We start from the raw sequence: 17,364 nt of genomic DNA on the forward strand, positions 1-17,364 counted from the left end.
GGGGGCTTTCGCGCTGCCGGCTTTCCTGCTTCTCTTGTGGGCAAGGAGGATCGCATATGCGATTTGTGCTGCGTGTCGTGAAGCCACTCGCTCTTTTGCTTGTCGCGATCGTCGCTATGAGCGCGGCTTGGCTTTATGCGCGGCCACCTGAATTGCTGCGAGTCGGTGATGGTTACGCGGCCAAGATCGTTTGCTCGAACGTATTCCTCGCGGGGCGTGACCCCGAACAGGTGCTTTACGAGGACGTTCAGGCGCCGGGAAATCCGTTGCTACGACTGGTACGCGTCACTGTCGACAGGCAGGACAAGCGGGTTACCGCTCGTATCCTCGGGCTCTTCGCGCCGGGCCATGCGATCTATCGCGGCGCACTCGGCTGCAGCAGCGTGCCGGATGGTGACTTCGAGGCCGCGGCGCGCGCCGTGCCCGCGGTTCCGGTGACTCCGGAGCCACAAAATGAGGCCCCATGGCCGGAGGGAAATGCCGTCGCGAAGGCCAATGACAGCCGTGTCGATGCACTGCTTTCGGATGCCGAGCTGATCGGACCTGCAATGCGCGCGGTTGTCGTGGTTCGCAACGGCCGCATCATCGCGGAGCGCTATGGTGATGGATTCGGTCCGATGATGCCGCTCACAGGCTGGTCGATGACGAAGACCGTGAATGCAGCCATCGTCGGGCGGCTGATGCTCGACAACAAAATCGCGTTCGATGAGGCTGGCCTCCTGCCGCAGTGGAAGGGGGGCGATCATTCGGCGATCAAGCTGAGTGATCTGCTCGGCATGGAGAGCGGCCTGGTGTTCAACGAGAGCTACGGCACGGTCGCCGATGTCACACGGATGCTCTATCTCGATGCGGATATGACGGCGCTGCCAGCAAGTCTGCCATTGGAGGCAAGCCCGGGCCAGCGTTTCAGCTATTCAAGCGGTTCGTCGGTGCTGATCTCAAAGATATGGATGAACAGGATTGGCAACATGCAGGCGGCGCTTGCCTATCCCAAGACGGCGCTGTTCGACCCGATCGGCATGTCGAGTGCTGTCTTGGAGGTCGACGCACGGGGCACCTTCGCCGGCAGTTCCTATCTTTACGCCACAGCGCGGGACTGGGCGCGTTTCGGCCAGTTCCTTCTTCAGGACGGCGTCTGGAACGGCCAGAGGCTGTTGCCGGAACGGTTCATGGCAGCGATGAGGACGCCGACCGTGGCCTCGGGCGGCAAATACACCCGGGCGCAGGCCTGGCTCGCCGCGCCGGGCGGCGACAGCAGCGCTGTCGCCGGTCTTCCCGAAGATACGTTCTGGATGGAGGGGCACGATGGGCAGAGCATTGCGATCGTGCCATCCGCGAAGCTTGTCGTCGTCAGACTCGGGCTGACGCCAAGCTGGCTTCGCTACAAGCCGCAGATGCTGGTGAAAGAGATCCTAGCCGCGCTGCCCGGCAGTGATCAGTAGTTGCCCTGGGCGACGTCGTCCATGCCCTTGCGCTTGGCTTCGTAGTAATAGCCGCGGGCATAGAGGCGGACAGCATCGTCTTCGCTGCTGTCAGAGACGAGCCAAGCGCCGCGAAGATACTTGGCGGCGTATTTGATGTTGGTCTCGGCGTCAAAGAGGCCAGCGGGCTCACCTTCGTAGCCCATGGACTTGGCCGTGTTGTATTTGATCTGCATCAGCCCGAAATAGCCGCGCTTGTTATAGGCCTTGGAATTGTATCTGCTCTCGCGATGCACGACGCGGTGAAGCAGCGAGGCGGGCACCTGGTAGAGCTTCGAATATTTGTCGATGATCTTGGTGATCGCGCTTTTCTCAACCGTCGGCGCGCCATCGTCGTCGCTGTCGCTGAACATCGGCGGTGCGGCCGGTGGATCCGACGGACCTGAGGTGTCGAATCCGTAATCCATCATTGGGTGCGGCGTCGTATCGATAGCGGAAAGAGCTGCAATCGCGCCGCTTCCAGCCTGAGGCGTTGCGGCAAAGGCGAGCTGTGTCGACGGGGAAGGGGTGCCCGGGCGCGGGATCGGTACAACGGACTGAATCGCGGTCATTTCAGGCGTGAGCGGAATCTGCGCGTAACCCGTTGCCGTCGTCGCCCCGGCCTGACCGCTCAACTGAGAAGGATCGGTTGCCGGCATTGCGGGTGCCGCGAGGGCCGTTGTCGCCTGGTCGGCGGTAGTGATCATCGCCGTCTGGGCCGCTCCGTCGCCTGCCGGCACGGCTGCAAGCGTGGCGTCTTCGCCGGGCTTTGGTGTCGGAACAACGGTCTGGACTGCGGTCAGTTCTTCCACCGACGTGTATTCGACGCTCGTGCATCCGGCAATGACGCCGCAGAGCATCGTCGAAACGATGAGACTGCGTTTCAGGCCGGAAAAACCGATCGCTACCATACTCTCACTTTCGTGAACGCGCCGCCCCGGCAGCGTTAGAAGTTACCAAAAACCTTAAGCCTGGAATCCGCAATTAACGTATTCGTTGCGTTGCTGCAACCCGCTGGAAATATTTACGCGGCTATCCGCCTATAACCGGCTGTTACGGCGCCTGCGGCAATGAGCAGAGTGCCGCCGGTGCGGTTAACCGCACGCTGGATGCTTGCCTTGCGGATAAGCCCGCGCGCCGCGTTTGCTGCCAGTGCATAGGTCGAGGCATTGATGGTTGCGAGGACCAGGAACGTGGCTTCCATGATGAGCATCTGGCCGAAGAACGGCAGAGCGGGATTCAGGAACTGCGGAACGAAGGCGACGAAGAACACAATGCTCTTCGGATTGAGCGCCGTGACGACATAGGCGTGCAGGAAAACCCTGATCGATTTCTTTTCGGGCAGGTTGTCATTGTCCGCCATCGGTTCGGACATCACGGGTGCACGCCAAAGCTTGATCCCGAGCCAGATCAGGTACGCGCCGCCGATCCATTTCAGCACCGTGAATAGGGTCGCGGAGGCCGCAAGCACGGCCCCCAGTCCGAAAAGGGATGCAGTCATCGCGGTAAAGTCGCCGAGCGCAACGCCGGTTACTGTCGCGAGCGCCGTCTTGCGTCCATGGCCGAGCGCATAGGAAACAACGAGAAGGATCGTCGGCCCCGGTATCGCCAGCATGATTGCAGACGCAGCGGCAAAAGCGAACCAGGCTTCGAGCGACATGGAATCTCCTCCTATTCCCTAAGGGAAAGCAAAGACACCATATTAACCCTCAGTCAATCATGCCGCACTGTATTTCTGCCCGATCGTGTCCATGACTTCGCCGAACCACTTGGTGGAGGTGTCGAAGGCCTTGCCGCCCTTGATGCGCGGGAACTCGATCGTCCGAAGCTTGCCGTTCTCCGCTTCATCGTGACCGGTGACTCCGGAGACCTTGTTCAGGGCGCTTTCGACGGCAAGGTCGGTCATGCTCTGAATCAGACGAAGGTCATCGCCGTTTGCGGGGGCCGAACGTGCAAAGTAACCCGACTTCTGCACGAGCGACCGCTCGGCATCGATGAGGCCTGCAAACTGTTTCTGGAACCAGCCGCCGACATTGATCGTGTCGATCTTCACGTGGCCGAAGGCGTCGCGCTTGATGGTCTCGCCCGCCGCCTCGCGCTCGGCGACAATAGCGTCAAGGCAGGCGCCTTCCGAAACGAACACGGTCGCATGGCCGGTGCGGTCCATGACTTCCTTCAACCGGGCTGCTTCCGCATCGAGATCGAATGCCAGTTCGGGCAGGTAGACGGCGTCGATGCTTTTCATCCTGGCGTTCGTCATCAGCCCATCGACATATTCATAGTTCTTCGTCCGCTGCAGATAGGCCCGGGCCGTTGCTGCGGTCAGCCAGCCGCAGTGACGCCCCATGACTTCGTGGATGATCAGGGTGCGCGGTGCCGCGGTCTGCTCGTTGCTGACGTTGTCGAAGAAGTGGGCGCCGACCTCGGCGGCCGTCCACGCGCCAAGCGACTGGCGGATCGGGACGACGTCGTTGTCGACGGTCTTCGGCAGTCCGACGACCGTCAGATTGTAGCCGTTGGCCGCCAGATATGCCGCAAGATCGGCAGCGGTGGTGTTCGTGTCGTCGCCGCCGATCGTGTGAAGAATGGTGACGCCATCGTTGGCAAGCCGCTCTGCCGCCACACGCAGCGGGTTTTCGCCTTCCTTGACGAGACCGCGCTTCACGCAATCGGCTGCATTGGTGAGCTTGACGCGGCTGTTGCCGATCGGCGACCCGCCGTAGCGATGCAGAAGCGGCGCCTTCTGTCGCATGTCTGCCGTGATCTTGATGCTGTCGCCGAGGAGTACGCCCTGGTAACCGGAACGATAGGCGACGAGCTCGATGTCGGGCGCAACGTCGCTGTAGCGTTCGATCAATCCGCCGACTGCGGAGGAGAGACAGGGCGCCAGGCCTCCGGCCGTGAGCAATGCGACTTTCTGTTTGGCCATGATCCCTCCATTGTGTCTCGTATCCGTGCAAGCGCGTCTGCTTACCTAACGCATGGATGCGGCAGGGAAAGGGCCATGTAAAGTGTTGTTATTGTGAAAATCGCGCCCCCGAAGGCGAAGGTAGATGGAAGCGCGGATATAATCGTTTCAAGCTACGGATAGCTGTTCAGATGGCTTGTGGAAATTCCCGAGCGCGTGGAGCCGACTGTGCAACGGCCTGCTCCCTGATGCGTTAACAGCCTATCCCTTGGTGTCATATGACGCCGTGCGAATGCGGCGTATGCTTGGATACCGGAGCGACAATTACCGAATTGTGAAAGCAGTATTCGCTCCTATGACCAATCGTCGCCTTGCAAACGCAGGCTTTATTTGGTCAAGGTGTCTAACCTTATTTGCACTGCGAGAGACTCTTATGTCCTTCTGGGAAAAACTGCTGAATGCCATTGGCAACACCGCGGGCAACGTCCTTTCGGCGGTGGTCGAGGCTATCCGGACAGTTTTCGAAGGCGATCCGGAGACCCGCCGCAAGGTGGCTTTCTCGGTCGCGATCATCGCTCTGTCGGCAAAAATGGCCAAGGCGGACGGGATCGTCAGTGAGAAGGAGGTTGACGCCTTCCGCGAGATCTTCGAATTCCCGCCCGAGCAGGCGAAGAACGTCGCACGTCTTTATAATCTGGCGCGCCAGGACGTGGCCGGCTATGAGGCCTATGCGGAGCGCTTGTCGTCCCTGTGCGTGACATGTGCCGCCAATTGCCCCGTGCTGGAAGAGGTGCTGGATGGTCTCTTTCATATCGCCAAGGCTGACGGGCTCATTCATGAGAAGGAATTGGCGTTCCTGCGGCACGTCGGCCAGATCTTCCATATGAATGACGAGCATTTCGAAAGGATCGCCGCGCGCCATGTCTCCGTGGGACGTGATCCCTATAAGGTGCTCGGTGTTTCTCCCTCCGATGATTTCACAACGATCCGTCGCCGTTACCATGGTCTTGTCAGCGAGCATCATCCGGATCGGCTGATTTCCCGTGGTGTGCCGGCCGAGTTCCATGCCATTGCCAATGAGCGCATGGCGGCGCTGAATGCCGCCTACGAGGCGATCGAGAAGGAACGCCGCGCAGCATGACCTCGTTCGAGGCCGACTACCGGAAGGCAATTGTTCGCCCTTCGCCCAATCACGGCGAGCGTGCGGGTGGGCGCAAGCCAGACATGATCCTTCTTCACTATACAGGCATGCCAACGCCCGACGGAGCGCTGGAGTGGCTCTGTCGCGACGAAAGCCAGGTCTCCAGCCACTACTTTGTCCAGGAAGACGGCGAGGTTCTGCAACTCGTGCCCGAGGAGCGCCGTGCCTGGCATGCTGGCAAAAGTTACTGGCAGGGCGAGACCGATATCAACTCGTTGTCAATCGGGATCGAGATCGCCAATGCCGGTCATCCCGGCGGCCTTCCAGAGTATCCCCAAGAACAAATTCAAGCCGTCATCGAATTGTGTCGCGATTGCGGCCAACGTTGGTCAATTGCCCCTGAAAGGGTGCTTGGACATTCGGACGTTGCACCGATTCGGAAGGTCGATCCGGGGGAAAAATTTCCCTGGGCGGACCTCTTCAGGGGCGGTATCGGCCACTGGGTCGAGCCCGCACCGATCTCCGGTGGAAGATTTTTCCAACGCGGCGACCGCGGCCAGCCGGTCGAAGCCCTGCAGTCGATGCTGTCGCTCTACGGCTATGCGACTGAGATCACTGGCGAATTCTCCGACAAGATGGCAGGCGAGGTCGAGGCCTTCCAGCGCCATTTTCGGCCGGCCCGAATCGACGGAATTGCGGATTTCTCGACGATAGACACCCTGCACCGTCTGCTGGCGTCGCTTCCGCGCTACTCCGCATAAGTAGTACTTTTGAGTCGCGCCGATTTACCGGGATTTTGAGAGTTCGTCGGCTCGCCACATCATTTCCCTATTATCTCCTCATTGCGATGGTCTAACGCCAAACGTCGAACGGCGCCGCTTGTGTTGTTTGGGGTTCTTAGCGGTCGTCAATTGAAACAAAAAGAATTGCTGCAGTATCTCTAATAAATATCTGCCGCATAAAACTGGATCGTTATTTAAAATGCGGTCCGGAAATTCTTTGGGTCGGAGTAATTAGACTGAATGAATAGGATTATTTCTGCTACAGTGTGCGCAAGTGCACTGTTGATGGGCATGAATTGCGCTTTCGCGGGTGAGTGGGGCGCAAGGGCACAGACGGTTCCTTTGAAGACTGTTGATCGGACTAGCGGCTATGCAATGCCGGACTTCACGGCCAACAAATATTCGGCTCTCATTATCAAGTACGCAAAGCAATATAACGTTCCTGCCGAGCTCGCTCAGGCCGTCGTTCGCGTCGAGAGCAATTTCAATCCGAATGCACGCGGTAGTGCCGGTGAAATCGGTCTCATGCAGATCAAGCCGGCGACAGCAAGGATGATGGGTTACTCGGGGACGAGCAAGGGGTTGTTCGATCCGGAGACCAACATCAGGTTCGGCATGAAATACCTGGCCGCAGCACATGAACTCGGCGGTGGTGAGACCTGCGACACGATCCTGAAGTACAATGCCGGCCATGGTGCAACCCGCATGAACCCGGTCTCCAAGGCCTATTGCGGTAAGGTCCTGGCGATGCTCGACTGATCACCTGAAACTGCCTGTCTGATAATTACTTCGAGCGGGCACTTAAGAATATGATTCAACATGGTGCCTGTGTTATCTGGCCTCCGAAATGAGGTGATACATGGCAGTTGATTTCAAGGTGATCATCGTCGGGCGCGGAATGATGGGCGCGGCTGCGGCCCGCCATCTCTCCGGGATGATCGAAGGTGTTGCGCTCATCGGCCCCAGTGAGCCAGTCGAGCGCAAGAGCCATCATGGCGTCTTTGCCAGCCACTACGATGAGGCCCGCATCACGCGGTCCTTCGACGACAATGCGGTTTGGGCGACGCTGGCGGCACGCTCGCTCGACCGCTACCACGAAATCGAAGCGAAGAGCGGCATTTCCTTTTTCACGGAAGCGGGTTGTCTTTTTGCCGGACCACCCGCCCAACCGGGGGAGCGATATCTCGGACGGGCGCTGCAGGTCAGCGAAACACTCGGTCTCGACGTCGAAACGCTGACGCCGACGGCGTTGCGAGACCGCTTTCCTCAGTTCGATCTCAACCCGTCGTTCAATGGTTATTTCGAAGCGAAACGCGCGGGCCACATCAACCCGCGCGCTTTGGTCCGGGCGCAAGCCAAGCTTGCCGAGCAGGCGGGCGTGACGGTTATCGATGCGACTGTTGCCTCTGTTCGCGACGAGGGTACGTTCGTGGAGGTTCATGCCGGCGGCAAGCGCTACACCACCGAGCGCGTCCTGGTCGCAGCCGGCGGCTTCAGTAATTTCAACGGTCTTCTCCCTGCTGCCATCGATGTCAGGATCGCTGCGCGCACCGTTGCCTTCTTCGAGCTTGGGGAGCGGGAAATGGCGGTTTTTTCCGAAATGCCTTCAGCCATTATCTTCGGCGACCGCGACGAGGACCATCTCTACATCCTTCCGCCGGTGTGCTATCCCGACGGCAAGTTCTATCTCAAACTCGGCGGCGAGTTGGAAACGCGCTCATTCGAGACGCTTGAGGATGTCGGAACATGGTTTCGCTCCGATGGCGATCTGGCGGAGCGCGACCTGCTGGTGTCAACGGCCCTGCAGCACATGCCCGCATTGGCGGGTTGCGCAACAACCTCGGCGCCGTGTGTGGCAACCTTCACGGCAACAGCCTATCCCTATGTGGGCTATACGGATTCTCCACGAATTGCGGTTCTGGCCGGTGGCAATTTCGTTGCCGCGAAATCATCGGATGAGCTCGGCCGACTGGGCGCGGTCGTCATGACGCAAGGCTGGCTCGGCGCCGAGGACTTCGGCAGGGAGCTGACGCCGGTCTTCCGCTAGGCACGCATCCGGTCGGGGAGGGGCGCCCGTTGCGAGTACGCGCAGAGCTCGAAGATATTTCAGTGGCATTCGCTTCGCGTCTCCGCTAAGGGAGCCGTGCCAGTTGGCCGGGCAGCCGCGCTTTACCAATGCCGAAAGGCGGTAGGGTGAGGAAAGTCCGGGCTCCACGGAAACACGGTGCCGGATAACGTCCGGCGAGGGCGACCTCAGGGAAAGTGCCACAGAAAGCAAACCGCCTGCCTCGGCAGGTAAGGGTGAAAGGGTGGGGTAAGAGCCCACCGCATCTCCGGTAACGGCGATGGCAAGGTAAACCCCACCGGGAGCAAGACCGAATAGGGATGACGTGGGAGGCGAAAGCCTTCCGGCTGGTTTCCAGGTCAGTCATCCGGGTGGGTTGCGTGAGGCAGTGTGCGAACGCTGTCCCAGAGGAATGGCTGCCACGTTCCGGCTTCGGCCGGGGCCATACAGAACCCGGCTTACAGGCCAACTGGCGAACTACCTTTGCTAAGACGCGTCTTGTTGATGTCGTCGATTGCTAGTGGGCGGTCGGTGCCTTTGCCAGGCATTCATCGCAGGTGGTACTGCTGCGCGCGAGAATGGACCAGCGCTTGAATATCTTGCCGCAGGAATCGCATTGGATGTCGGTCGTCATGCCTGACTGCGACAGTGGAATACGCTTTTCCGGTTCAAAGCGCCCGTAAAGAAGTCCCTTTAATGTGAAGTTTGTCATACTATTACTCCACGGTTACTTATTTAGCTTGCATTAATATGCGGCAGCGCTGAACCGATTCAATTCTCCGCCTCCTTATTATTTTGCACATGGCAATATCCGGATAGCTTGGTCGCTTACTTCAAAGGGGATAGCGGCTGCATACCTCTTCATGGGGCGCCTCGGATCGGCGCCTGCCACTGTTGAAGAGCAAGCCTTAAGCCTTTGTTGGAAATTGCATATTTGGTTGTGCCGATCTGAGCCATCGGTCGCCTTCGGGCGCGCGCTGGCAGGGCTGGTTCGCGGCATCGGTAAGTGCGGTCCTAACCCTTTGTTAAACTTAACAGCTTATAAATTTTCGATACGGCGCTCATCGTGAGACGGGCGTTTCCCATTGACGCCCACATGGTCCCATGTTATCCCATTCATGCACTGCGCAAGGGCAAGTAGGTGCCCACCAATCGCAAAGCCAAGGTGTCTTCCGTTCCGGAAGCGCCGGATGGGGTCTTGCCCATTCGGCTCGCGAAGCTGTGCCTGAATTTCAGGGTTCCGGGCTTTTGAGTTCAGTCCGGGCTCTTTCGGGAACGGATGTTTCGTGTCATGAGCCGCTTCCTTTCAAATGCGACCAACAGAATCGATTCCAAGGGCAGGGTTTCCGTGCCGGCGGCGTTTCGATCCGTGTTGGCGCAGCGCAATGTTCAGGAGCTCTATTGCTTCCAGGACTTTGTGTTTCCGGCGATCAGTGTCGGCGGTCCGGATCTCCTGGAGAGGTTCGAGCGTCAAATCTCTGCGGAAGATCCGTTTTCGCCGGACGCGAACGAGATGTCGCTTCTCATCCACGGGGGCGGTATCTTCATGAAGCTCGATGCGGAAGGTCGGCTGATGGTCACGGATTTCATCCGCGACTTCACTGGTATCTCGGACGAAGTGACCTTCGTTGGTCGGGCGGATCATTTTCAGCTGTGGCAGCCGCAGGCATTTCAGGCTGCTCAGGTGCAGGCACGAGGAGGGCGTCGGCTGGCGGGCAGGCGTTCCTAAAGGTACGAGGGAACGGAATGACGGCGAATCCTGGCGGAGATTCAACTGATGCCGGTGGCGGACCGGTTCGCCACATTCCGGTTCTTCTCAATGAGGTGCTTGCCGCGCTCGAGCCGTTGCCGGGCAAAATCATTCTCGATGGCACCTTCGGTGCGGGCGGCTATACTTCTGCCATTCTGGGTGCCGGCGCCAATGTGATCGCCCTGGATCGCGATCCGACCGCTATCGAAGCTGGCCAGGCCCTTGTCGCTGAAAGCGAAGGCCGCTTGAAGCTCGTTCATTCGCAGTTTTCCCAATTGGCCGATGCTGCTCCATCGGGCGGGCTGGATGGCGTTGTGCTCGATATCGGCGTGTCCTCAATGCAGATCGATGAGGCCGAGCGCGGCTTCTCGTTCCAGAAGAATGGTCCGCTGGACATGCGGATGTCGGCGGCAGGCGTTTCCGCGGCCGATGTGGTCAATCGCGCCAAGGTTGCCGATCTCATTCGCATCTTTCACTTTCTCGGAGAGGAAAGTCAGTCGCCGCGCATTGCGCATGCGATTGAAAAACGGCGGGCTGAAAAGCCGTTCGAGACGACGCGCGATCTTGCTGGTCTGATCGAGCTCGTCACGCCGCGCAAGATGAAGGACAAGATTCATCCGGCGACCCGCGTCTTCCAGGCGTTGCGGATTTTCGTCAACGACGAGCTTGGCGAGCTGGCGCAGGCGCTGTTTGCCGCCGAGCGCGTGCTGAAGCCCGGCGGGCGTCTCGTTGTGGTTACCTTCCATTCGCTCGAGGATCGGATCGTCAAGACCTTCTTCTCTGATCGCGCCGGCAAGGCTTCGGGCTCGCGTCATCTGCCCGTCGCGCACGAGCGTGCGGCGACCTTTGAGCGGATCGGCAAGCCGATGGTTGCTGCGACCGAGGCGGAGGCGCAGGCAAACCCGCGGGCGCGATCTGCCAAGCTGCGGGCAGGGCTGCGCACTGCCGCACCTGCCGAAGCGGCGGATATTTCCATCTTCGGATTGCCGAATCTGGCGAGTCTCGGAAAGCTCGGAGCCTGATATGTTGAGAACCTTGGACCTCATCCTCGTCGGTGTCATGACAGCAGCTGCGGCTGTCACCTACACGATCAAGCACCATGCCGAGCTCAAGCTCGAGGAAGTTCATCGCCTTGAAGCGGAGATCAAGCTCGAGAAGGATACCATCGATCTGTTGAAGGCCGATTGGGCTCTGTTGTCCCAGCCGAACAGGCTCGAGCGGCTCGTCAACAACTACAATGGCGAGCTTCAGCTGCAGCCGACGGCTTCCACGTCGCTGGTTCATGCCAAGGAACTGCCGATGCTGAAGTCGCAAGTTCCGGTTCCCGACATTACCGAAGCGAAGGCCGGTGCCAAGGCGAAGCCGAAGGCTGTGGCGCCTGAACCCGAAGAAGAAGACATGATGGCAACCGGATCGGTGGAGTAGAGATGTCGTTTCTTTCACGCATCATGGTCTTGAAGAGCCAGGCGCATTTCTCCGCCGGCACGCACAACCGCCTCGGCGGCACTAGGCCGATCGAGGGATCGCGAAAGAAGAGGGCGGGACAGGCCAAGAGCCGCGTCGGGCTCCTGATCGTCGGCTTCGTTGCCGTTTATTGTGTGATCGGCGGGCGTCTCGTCGAATACGCAGTCCGCGATCCCGATGTCGTGTCCAGCATCCTGCCGCCTGATCGTCTGATGGCGTCGCGCCCGGATATCCTGGACAGAAACGGCGAAGTGCTGGCGACCGATATCCGCACCGTCTCGCTCTTTGCCGAGCCGAACAAGGTTGTCGATCCCGACGAGGCGGTGGAGAAACTCGCCACCGTTATGCCCGACCTCGACATGAAGGGTACCTACAAGAAGCTCGCGAACCGCACGTCCCACTTCGCCTGGCTGCGTCGCCAGCTGACGCCGAAGCAGCAGAGCCAGATCCTTGCACTCGGCATTCCCGGCATCGGCTTCCGCCCTGAGAAGCGCCGCTTTTATCCGGGTGGCGCCACCGCAGCGCACATTCTCGGTTACGTCAACATCGACAACCGCGGCGTTGCCGGCATGGAAAAATACATTGACGATCAGGGCCTTGCCGACCTCGCTTCCGTCGGCATGACAAGCGATCAGCCGCTTGAGCCCGTTCGCCTGTCGATTGACGTCCGCGTCCAGAACATCGTGCGCGATGTCGTCGTCAACGCGGTCAAGAACTACGAGGCAAAGGGCGCCGGCGCTGTCATCCTCGATATTCATACCGGCGAAGTGCTAGGAATGGCCTCGGCCCCGGATTTCGATCCGAATAACCCGCTGGAGGGCGCCAAGGAGGGCTGGCTGAACCGCATGTCGAACGGCACGTTCGAAATGGGCTCGACCTTCAAGACGTTCTCGCTTGCCATGGCGCTCGACACGGGCAAGGTCAGCCTGAACGACAGCTTCGATGCGACGCAGCCGATCCGCATCGGCGGCTTCACCATTCACGACTTCCACGGCCAGCGCCGTTGGCTGACGCTGCCTGAGGTGTTCCAGTATTCGTCGAACGTCGGCACAGCTCGCATCATCGACATTGTCGGGATGGATGCTCAGAAGGATTATCTTACGAAGCTCGGCCTTTTGACCAAGATGCAGACCGAACTGCCGGAAGTGAAGATGCCGAGCCAACCGAAGGTTTGGAAGAAGATCAACTCGATCACGATTTCCTTCGGCCACGGCGTTTCCACGACGCCACTGCAGACGGCGGTTGCCGGCGCGGCGCTCGTTAACGGCGGCAAGCTCATCGAGCCAACCTTCCTGCCGCGCAATCGGGAACAGGCGGACGAGGTTGCTGAAGTGGTTGTCAAGAAGTCGACCAGCGACGACGTGCGTTATCTCTTCAAGCTGAACGGCATCAAGGGCTCCGGCCGCAATGCTGACGTCCCCGGCTTCAACGTCGGCGGCAAGACTGGCACGGCTGACAAGGTGGTCAATGGCCGCTATGCGACGAACCTCAACTTCAATGCGTTCCTCGCCGCATTTCCGATCGAGGATCCGAAGTATGTCGTGCTGACGTTCTGCGATGAACCGCACAATGGCGAGAAGGGTCAGAACATCGCCGCGTATACTGCTGCACCGATGGTGAAGAACATCATTGCCCGCGCAGCGCCAATTCTCGGTGTGGAACCCAAGTTCGGTGACGACGGATCGGCCATGTTGGTGTCTTATTGAGTCTGAATGAATGTCGGAGCCGATTCGCCACGGGGGCGCGGCGGCTTGAAAAAGAAAAGTACATTCGATGAACTTGCGAGACATCGCCGGAGATGCATTTCCGGAACTTGAAAATCAATTAGCCGGGTCTGTCGGGGCGCTGGCGGTTTTGGGCATCTCGTCCGACAGCCGCAAGATCGAACCCGGAATGGTGTTTGTAGCTGTCGCCGGGACGAAGGCAGATGGAGCGGGTTTTATCGCCGATGCGGCGACGCGCGGTGCTGTCGTGGCCATTGCCTCCCATGGCATTGATGCTTCCATACCTGTTCTCGTCGTGAACGATCCGCGCCGCTTCCTCTCGATCGCGGCCTCTCACTTCTATGGCAAGCAGCCGGAAACGATGGTTGCCGTGACCGGTACTGCAGGCAAGACGTCGGTTGCCTCCTTTACGCGGCAGATCTGGGCTTATGCCGGCCATCCGGCGGCGATGATCGGTACGACTGGTGTCGTCTCTCCGACACGCAATGAATATGGCTCGCTGACGACGCCCGATCCAGTTTCGCTTCACAAATTACTGGCTGAGCTCTCTGGGGAGGGCGTTACACATGCCTCGATGGAAGCCTCCAGCCATGGCCTCGATCAAGGCCGTCTGGATGGCGTCAGGCTCACTGCCGCTGCCTTTACCAATCTAGGCCGCGATCACATGGACTATCATCCGACGATCGAAAGCTACATGGCCGCGAAGATGCGGCTGTTCGATACGCTGCTGCCAAAGGGCGCACCGGCGGTGATCTTCGCTGACGATGCGTGGTCGGAGCAAGCCGTCAAAGCGGCGCGCGACGCGGGTCATGACGTCCGCACCGTTGGTCGCAAGGGTGACTACCTGACGCTGAAGCGCGTCGAGCATTTCCGCCACAAGCAGGTGGCTGAAATCCATGCCGAGGACGAAATCTTCGAGGTCGACATTCCGCTTGCGGGCGACTTCCAGGTGGCCAATGCGCTCGTCGCGGCAGGTCTCGCCATGTCGACGGGCGTGCCGGCGAAGGTTGCCATGGCGGCCCTCGAAAAGCTGCAGGGCGCATCGGGTCGACTGGAGCTGGTGGGCCACACCAGGGACGGCGCGCTTGCTTATGTTGACTACGCACACAAGCCAGACGCGCTTGCCAACGTCCTGGAATCCGTTCGTCCGTTTACTACGGGCCGCGTCATCGTCGTGTTTGGCTGCGGTGGCGACCGCGATCGCGGCAAGCGCCCGATCATGGGCGAAATCGCCTGCCGTCTGGCCGATGTGGTGATTGTCACGGACGACAATCCGCGCTCCGAAGAGCCGTCGAGCATCCGTGCCGAGATCATGGCGGCCGCTGGCTGCGCAACCGAAATCGGCGACCGCGCCGAGGCGATCCGAACGGCGGTCGGGATGCTGACATCCGGCGACACGCTGATCGTCGCCGGCAAGGGGCACGAGGAAGGGCAGACGATAGGGGGCGTCACCCTGCCGTTTTCGGATCACGCCGAATTGCGTAAGGCTTTGGAGGAGCTGAAACCGTGAACTGGCTTTGGACGACGGAAGACATGATTGCCGCCATGGCAGGGCGGCCGTTCGGCACTTTGCCTGAGGGCATTACCGGGATTTCCATCGACAGCCGCTCCATTGCGCCCGGCGAAGCCTTCTTCGCCATCAAGGGCGACCGCGTCGATGGCCACGACTTCGCGTCGATGGCGATGGCAAACGGAGCCGCTCTTCTCGTCGTCAGCGAAGCGCGCCTGCCAGCCATGGGGCGGCTCACCGTCCCAGTGATCGTTGTCGAAGATGTGTTGGCGGCACTCGGAAAGCTCGGACAGGCTGCTCGCGCCCGTTCGCGCGCCCAGATCATTGCCGTCACCGGTTCGGTCGGCAAGACGACCACCAAGGAGATGCTGCGCCGGGTCTTGTCTCCATCGGGCAAGGTGCACGCTTCCGTTGCCTCATTCAACAATCACTGGGGCGTACCCCTGACGCTCGCCCGGATGCCGCTCGACACGTATTTTGGTGTCTTCGAAGTGGGCATGAACCATCCGGACGAGATCCGCCCGCTGGTCAAGATGATCAAGCCGCATGTCGCCGTGATCACGACAATCGCGCCGGCACACCTTGGCAACTTCAAGAGCATTCGTGAGATCGCGACGGCCAAGGCCGAGATTTTCGAAGGCGTCGTGTCCGGTGGGCAGGTCGTGCTCAATCGAGACAACGACCAGTTCAACTTTCTGGAGCGGACGGCACAAGCTTGCGGTATCAACCACATCCATTCCTTCGGTCAGCACGCGAAAGCGGATTTCCGCCTGGCAGAGTTTAACGGCTCGGACCAGAGTTCGACGCTCTGGATCACCATCGACGGCGACACGAAGGAAGTGGCAATCGGTGCGCCGGGCCGGCACATCGCGGAGAATGCGCTGGCTGCCCTCGGGGTCGTGAAGATAGTCGGTGCGGACATGCAGCAGGCGATCGGCGCCCTCGCGACGCTCCAGCCCGAGAAGGGCAGGGGCCGCCGTCATCGGCTGATGATCGACCACGGCGCCTTCACGGTCATCGACGAGAGCTACAACGCCAATCCCGCCTCTATGAGGGCGGCAATCGCCGTGCTTGCGAGCGCGGTGCCGACGGGGGCGGGGCGGCGCATCGCCGTACTCGGCGACATGCTGGAGATGGGCGACTACGCGGAAAGGGTCCATTCGGATCTGGCGGGGCCGTTGCTTGCTGCCGGCATTGAGCATGTCTGGCTGGCCGGTCGTGAAATGGCTGCGCTGAAGGAATCGCTCCCGGAGAGCGTCCAGGTCGTTCACTACGAGACGACAGAAGAACTAAGCGAATACGTACTGAACTCCGTCGTGGCTGGCGACGTGCTGATGGTAAAATCGTCACTGGGCATAGGTTTCGGAAAGATCGTCGCCGCGCTTCTTGACAAGTTCCCGCCATTTGCCGACACGCAACGCGATTTTTGAGCGGGTAAACAAGGGGCCCTGAATGCTGATTTGGCTTGTCGAACTGTCGGAACACCTGAAATTCTTGAATCTCTTCAGGTACATTACCTTCCGCACGGGCGCCTCCCTGTTTACGTCCGCCTTCATTGTCTTCCTCTTTGGTCCGACGATCATCAACTCTCTGCGCATCCGCCAAGGCAAGGGGCAGCCGATCCGCGCCGACGGTCCGCAGACACACTTCAAGAAGGCAGGTACGCCGACCATGGGCGGCCTGATGATCCTCGCGGGTATCGTCGGGTCGTCGCTGCTATGGGCTGATCTTTCCAACGTCTACGTGGTTGCCACGCTGCTCGTCACCCTCGGTTTCGGCGCGATCGGCTTCTATGACGACTACCTGAAGGTCACCAAGCAAAGCCACAAGGGCTTCTCCGGCAAGGCGCGACTCGGCATCGAGTTCGTGATCGCAGGCATTGCCGTTTACTTCATGATGCGAACGGCACTTGCATCCGGAACCGCGGGTTCGACCTTCGGCTCATCGATCGCGTTCCCGTTCTTCAAGGACTTCATGATCAACCTCGGCATCATGTTCGTCCTCTTCGGCGGCTTCGTGATCGTCGGTGCCGGCAATGCCGTGAACCTGACCGATGGTCTCGATGGGCTCGCCATCGTGCCGGTCATGATCGCCGCAGCATCCTTCGGGGTGATTGCGTATCTCGCGGGTAATGCAGTCTTTGCAAACTATCTGCAGATCAACTTCGTACCGGGCACCGGCGAGCTCTCGGTGGTGCTCGGGGCCGTCATCGGCGCCGGCCTCGGATTCCTCTGGTTCAACGCGCCGCCCGCCGCAATCTTCATGGGCGACACCGGCTCGCTGGCGCTTGGCGGCACGATCGGCACGGTTGCCGTCGCTACCAAGCATGAGATCGTCATGGCGATCATCGGTGGCCTGTTCGTGATGGAAACGCTCTCGGTCATCATCCAGGTTGGCTACTTCAAGATGACCGGCCGGCGCGTCTTCCTGATGGCGCCGATCCATCACCATTTCGAGAAGAAGGGCTGGACGGAAAGCCAGGTGGTGATCCGGTTCTGGATCATCGCGGTCGGTCTTGCCCTGCTTGGTCTCTCCACCCTGAAGCTGCGGTGAGGCGGCG

General features: G+C 59.9%; 16 protein-coding genes and 1 other RNA gene. 13 read left to right on the plus strand and 4 right to left on the minus strand.

Going from position 1 to position 17,364, the window contains the following annotated elements; all coding sequences use genetic code 11:
- Positions 1 to 56: 56 nt before the first annotated feature.
- Positions 57 to 1,442, plus strand: a complete 1,386-nt coding sequence (locus tag RHIBUN_RS0109260) for a serine hydrolase (protein WP_025659363.1) — start codon at positions 57 to 59, stop codon at positions 1,440 to 1,442.
- On the opposite strand, the gene RHIBUN_RS0109265 is transcribed toward RHIBUN_RS0109260, so the two are convergent.
- The 3 genes from RHIBUN_RS0109265 to RHIBUN_RS0109275 all read right to left on the minus strand — a co-directional run bounded on the left by RHIBUN_RS0109265 (position 1,436) and on the right by RHIBUN_RS0109275 (position 4,389).
- Positions 1,436 to 2,371, minus strand: coding sequence for a lytic transglycosylase domain-containing protein (locus tag RHIBUN_RS0109265; protein ID WP_025659364.1), 936 nt, complete (start codon positions 2,369 to 2,371; stop codon positions 1,436 to 1,438). The two genes, RHIBUN_RS0109260 and RHIBUN_RS0109265, sit on opposite strands and share 7 nt — an antisense overlap.
- Before the next feature lie 113 nt (positions 2,372 to 2,484).
- Positions 2,485 to 3,120, minus strand: coding sequence for a LysE family translocator (locus RHIBUN_RS0109270; protein ID WP_025659365.1), 636 nt, complete (start codon positions 3,118 to 3,120; stop codon positions 2,485 to 2,487).
- Between the two features lie 57 nt (positions 3,121 to 3,177).
- Positions 3,178 to 4,389, minus strand: a complete 1,212-nt coding sequence (locus tag RHIBUN_RS0109275) for a pyrophosphate--fructose-6-phosphate 1-phosphotransferase (RefSeq protein WP_025659366.1) — start codon at positions 4,387 to 4,389, stop codon at positions 3,178 to 3,180.
- Between the two features lie 412 nt (positions 4,390 to 4,801).
- Here RHIBUN_RS0109275 and RHIBUN_RS0109280 point away from each other — a divergent pair, with 412 nt between their 5' ends.
- The 5 genes from RHIBUN_RS0109280 (at position 4,802) to rnpB (ending at position 8,833) form a co-directional block, all read left to right on the plus strand.
- Positions 4,802 to 5,509 (plus strand): DnaJ family molecular chaperone, encoded by a 708-nt coding sequence (locus tag RHIBUN_RS0109280; protein ID WP_018858310.1) that lies wholly within the window; start codon positions 4,802 to 4,804, stop codon positions 5,507 to 5,509.
- On the plus strand, positions 5,506 to 6,270 hold the full coding sequence (locus RHIBUN_RS0109285) for an N-acetylmuramoyl-L-alanine amidase (protein ID WP_025659367.1): 765 nt from the start codon (positions 5,506 to 5,508) through the stop codon (positions 6,268 to 6,270). Before RHIBUN_RS0109280 ends, RHIBUN_RS0109285 begins: the two co-directional genes overlap by 4 nt.
- Positions 6,271 to 6,531: 261 nt before the next feature.
- Positions 6,532 to 7,050 (plus strand): lytic transglycosylase domain-containing protein, encoded by a 519-nt coding sequence (locus tag RHIBUN_RS0109290; RefSeq protein WP_025659368.1) that lies wholly within the window; start codon positions 6,532 to 6,534, stop codon positions 7,048 to 7,050.
- Positions 7,051 to 7,150: 100 nt separating this feature from the next.
- Positions 7,151 to 8,338 (plus strand): FAD-dependent oxidoreductase, encoded by a 1,188-nt coding sequence (locus RHIBUN_RS0109295; RefSeq protein ID WP_025659369.1) that lies wholly within the window; start codon positions 7,151 to 7,153, stop codon positions 8,336 to 8,338.
- A 99-nt stretch (positions 8,339 to 8,437) separates the two neighbouring features.
- Positions 8,438 to 8,833: RNase P RNA component class A (rnpB, locus tag RHIBUN_RS34720), an RNA gene on the plus strand.
- 40 nt (positions 8,834 to 8,873) lie between these two features.
- Here rnpB and RHIBUN_RS0109300 read toward each other — a convergent pair.
- Positions 8,874 to 9,068, minus strand: a complete 195-nt coding sequence (locus RHIBUN_RS0109300; protein ID WP_018858314.1) for a hypothetical protein — start codon at positions 9,066 to 9,068, stop codon at positions 8,874 to 8,876.
- A 579-nt stretch (positions 9,069 to 9,647) separates the two neighbouring features.
- Between RHIBUN_RS0109300 and mraZ the strand changes: the two genes are divergently transcribed.
- From mraZ to mraY, 7 genes are all read left to right on the plus strand, one after another.
- Positions 9,648 to 10,085, plus strand: coding sequence for a division/cell wall cluster transcriptional repressor MraZ (gene mraZ, locus RHIBUN_RS0109305; protein WP_025659370.1), 438 nt, complete (start codon positions 9,648 to 9,650; stop codon positions 10,083 to 10,085).
- Positions 10,086 to 10,102: 17 nt separating this feature from the next.
- Positions 10,103 to 11,128: a 16S rRNA (cytosine(1402)-N(4))-methyltransferase RsmH gene (rsmH, locus tag RHIBUN_RS0109310; protein WP_025659371.1), complete on the plus strand. Its 1,026-nt coding sequence runs from the start codon at positions 10,103 to 10,105 to the stop codon at positions 11,126 to 11,128.
- 1 nt (position 11,129) lies between these two features.
- The gene (locus RHIBUN_RS0109315; RefSeq protein ID WP_018858317.1) at positions 11,130 to 11,531 is read left to right on the plus strand and encodes a hypothetical protein; all 402 of its coding nucleotides are present in this window, start codon (positions 11,130 to 11,132) and stop codon (positions 11,529 to 11,531) included.
- A gap of 2 nt (positions 11,532 to 11,533) precedes the next feature.
- Positions 11,534 to 13,276 carry a penicillin-binding protein 2 gene (locus tag RHIBUN_RS0109320; RefSeq protein WP_025659372.1) on the plus strand — a complete coding sequence of 581 codons (1,743 nt, stop codon included), beginning with the start codon at positions 11,534 to 11,536 and terminating at the stop codon, positions 13,274 to 13,276.
- Between the two features lie 67 nt (positions 13,277 to 13,343).
- Positions 13,344 to 14,804: a UDP-N-acetylmuramoyl-L-alanyl-D-glutamate--2,6-diaminopimelate ligase gene (locus tag RHIBUN_RS33220; protein WP_037215441.1), complete on the plus strand. Its 1,461-nt coding sequence runs from the start codon at positions 13,344 to 13,346 to the stop codon at positions 14,802 to 14,804.
- On the plus strand, positions 14,801 to 16,234 hold the full coding sequence (locus RHIBUN_RS0109330) for a UDP-N-acetylmuramoylalanyl-D-glutamyl-2,6-diaminopimelate--D-alanyl-D-alanine ligase (RefSeq protein WP_025659373.1): 1,434 nt from the start codon (positions 14,801 to 14,803) through the stop codon (positions 16,232 to 16,234). Before RHIBUN_RS33220 ends, RHIBUN_RS0109330 begins: the two co-directional genes overlap by 4 nt.
- A gap of 22 nt (positions 16,235 to 16,256) precedes the next feature.
- Complete coding sequence (gene mraY, locus RHIBUN_RS0109335) at positions 16,257 to 17,357, plus strand: phospho-N-acetylmuramoyl-pentapeptide-transferase (RefSeq protein ID WP_018858321.1); 1,101 nt, start codon at positions 16,257 to 16,259, stop codon at positions 17,355 to 17,357.
- The last annotated feature ends 7 nt before the right edge of the window (positions 17,358 to 17,364 follow it).

Source organism: Rhizobium sp. IBUN (assembly GCF_000510625.1).
GTDB classification, from domain to species: Bacteria; Pseudomonadota; Alphaproteobacteria; order Rhizobiales; family Rhizobiaceae; genus Rhizobium; species Rhizobium altiplani.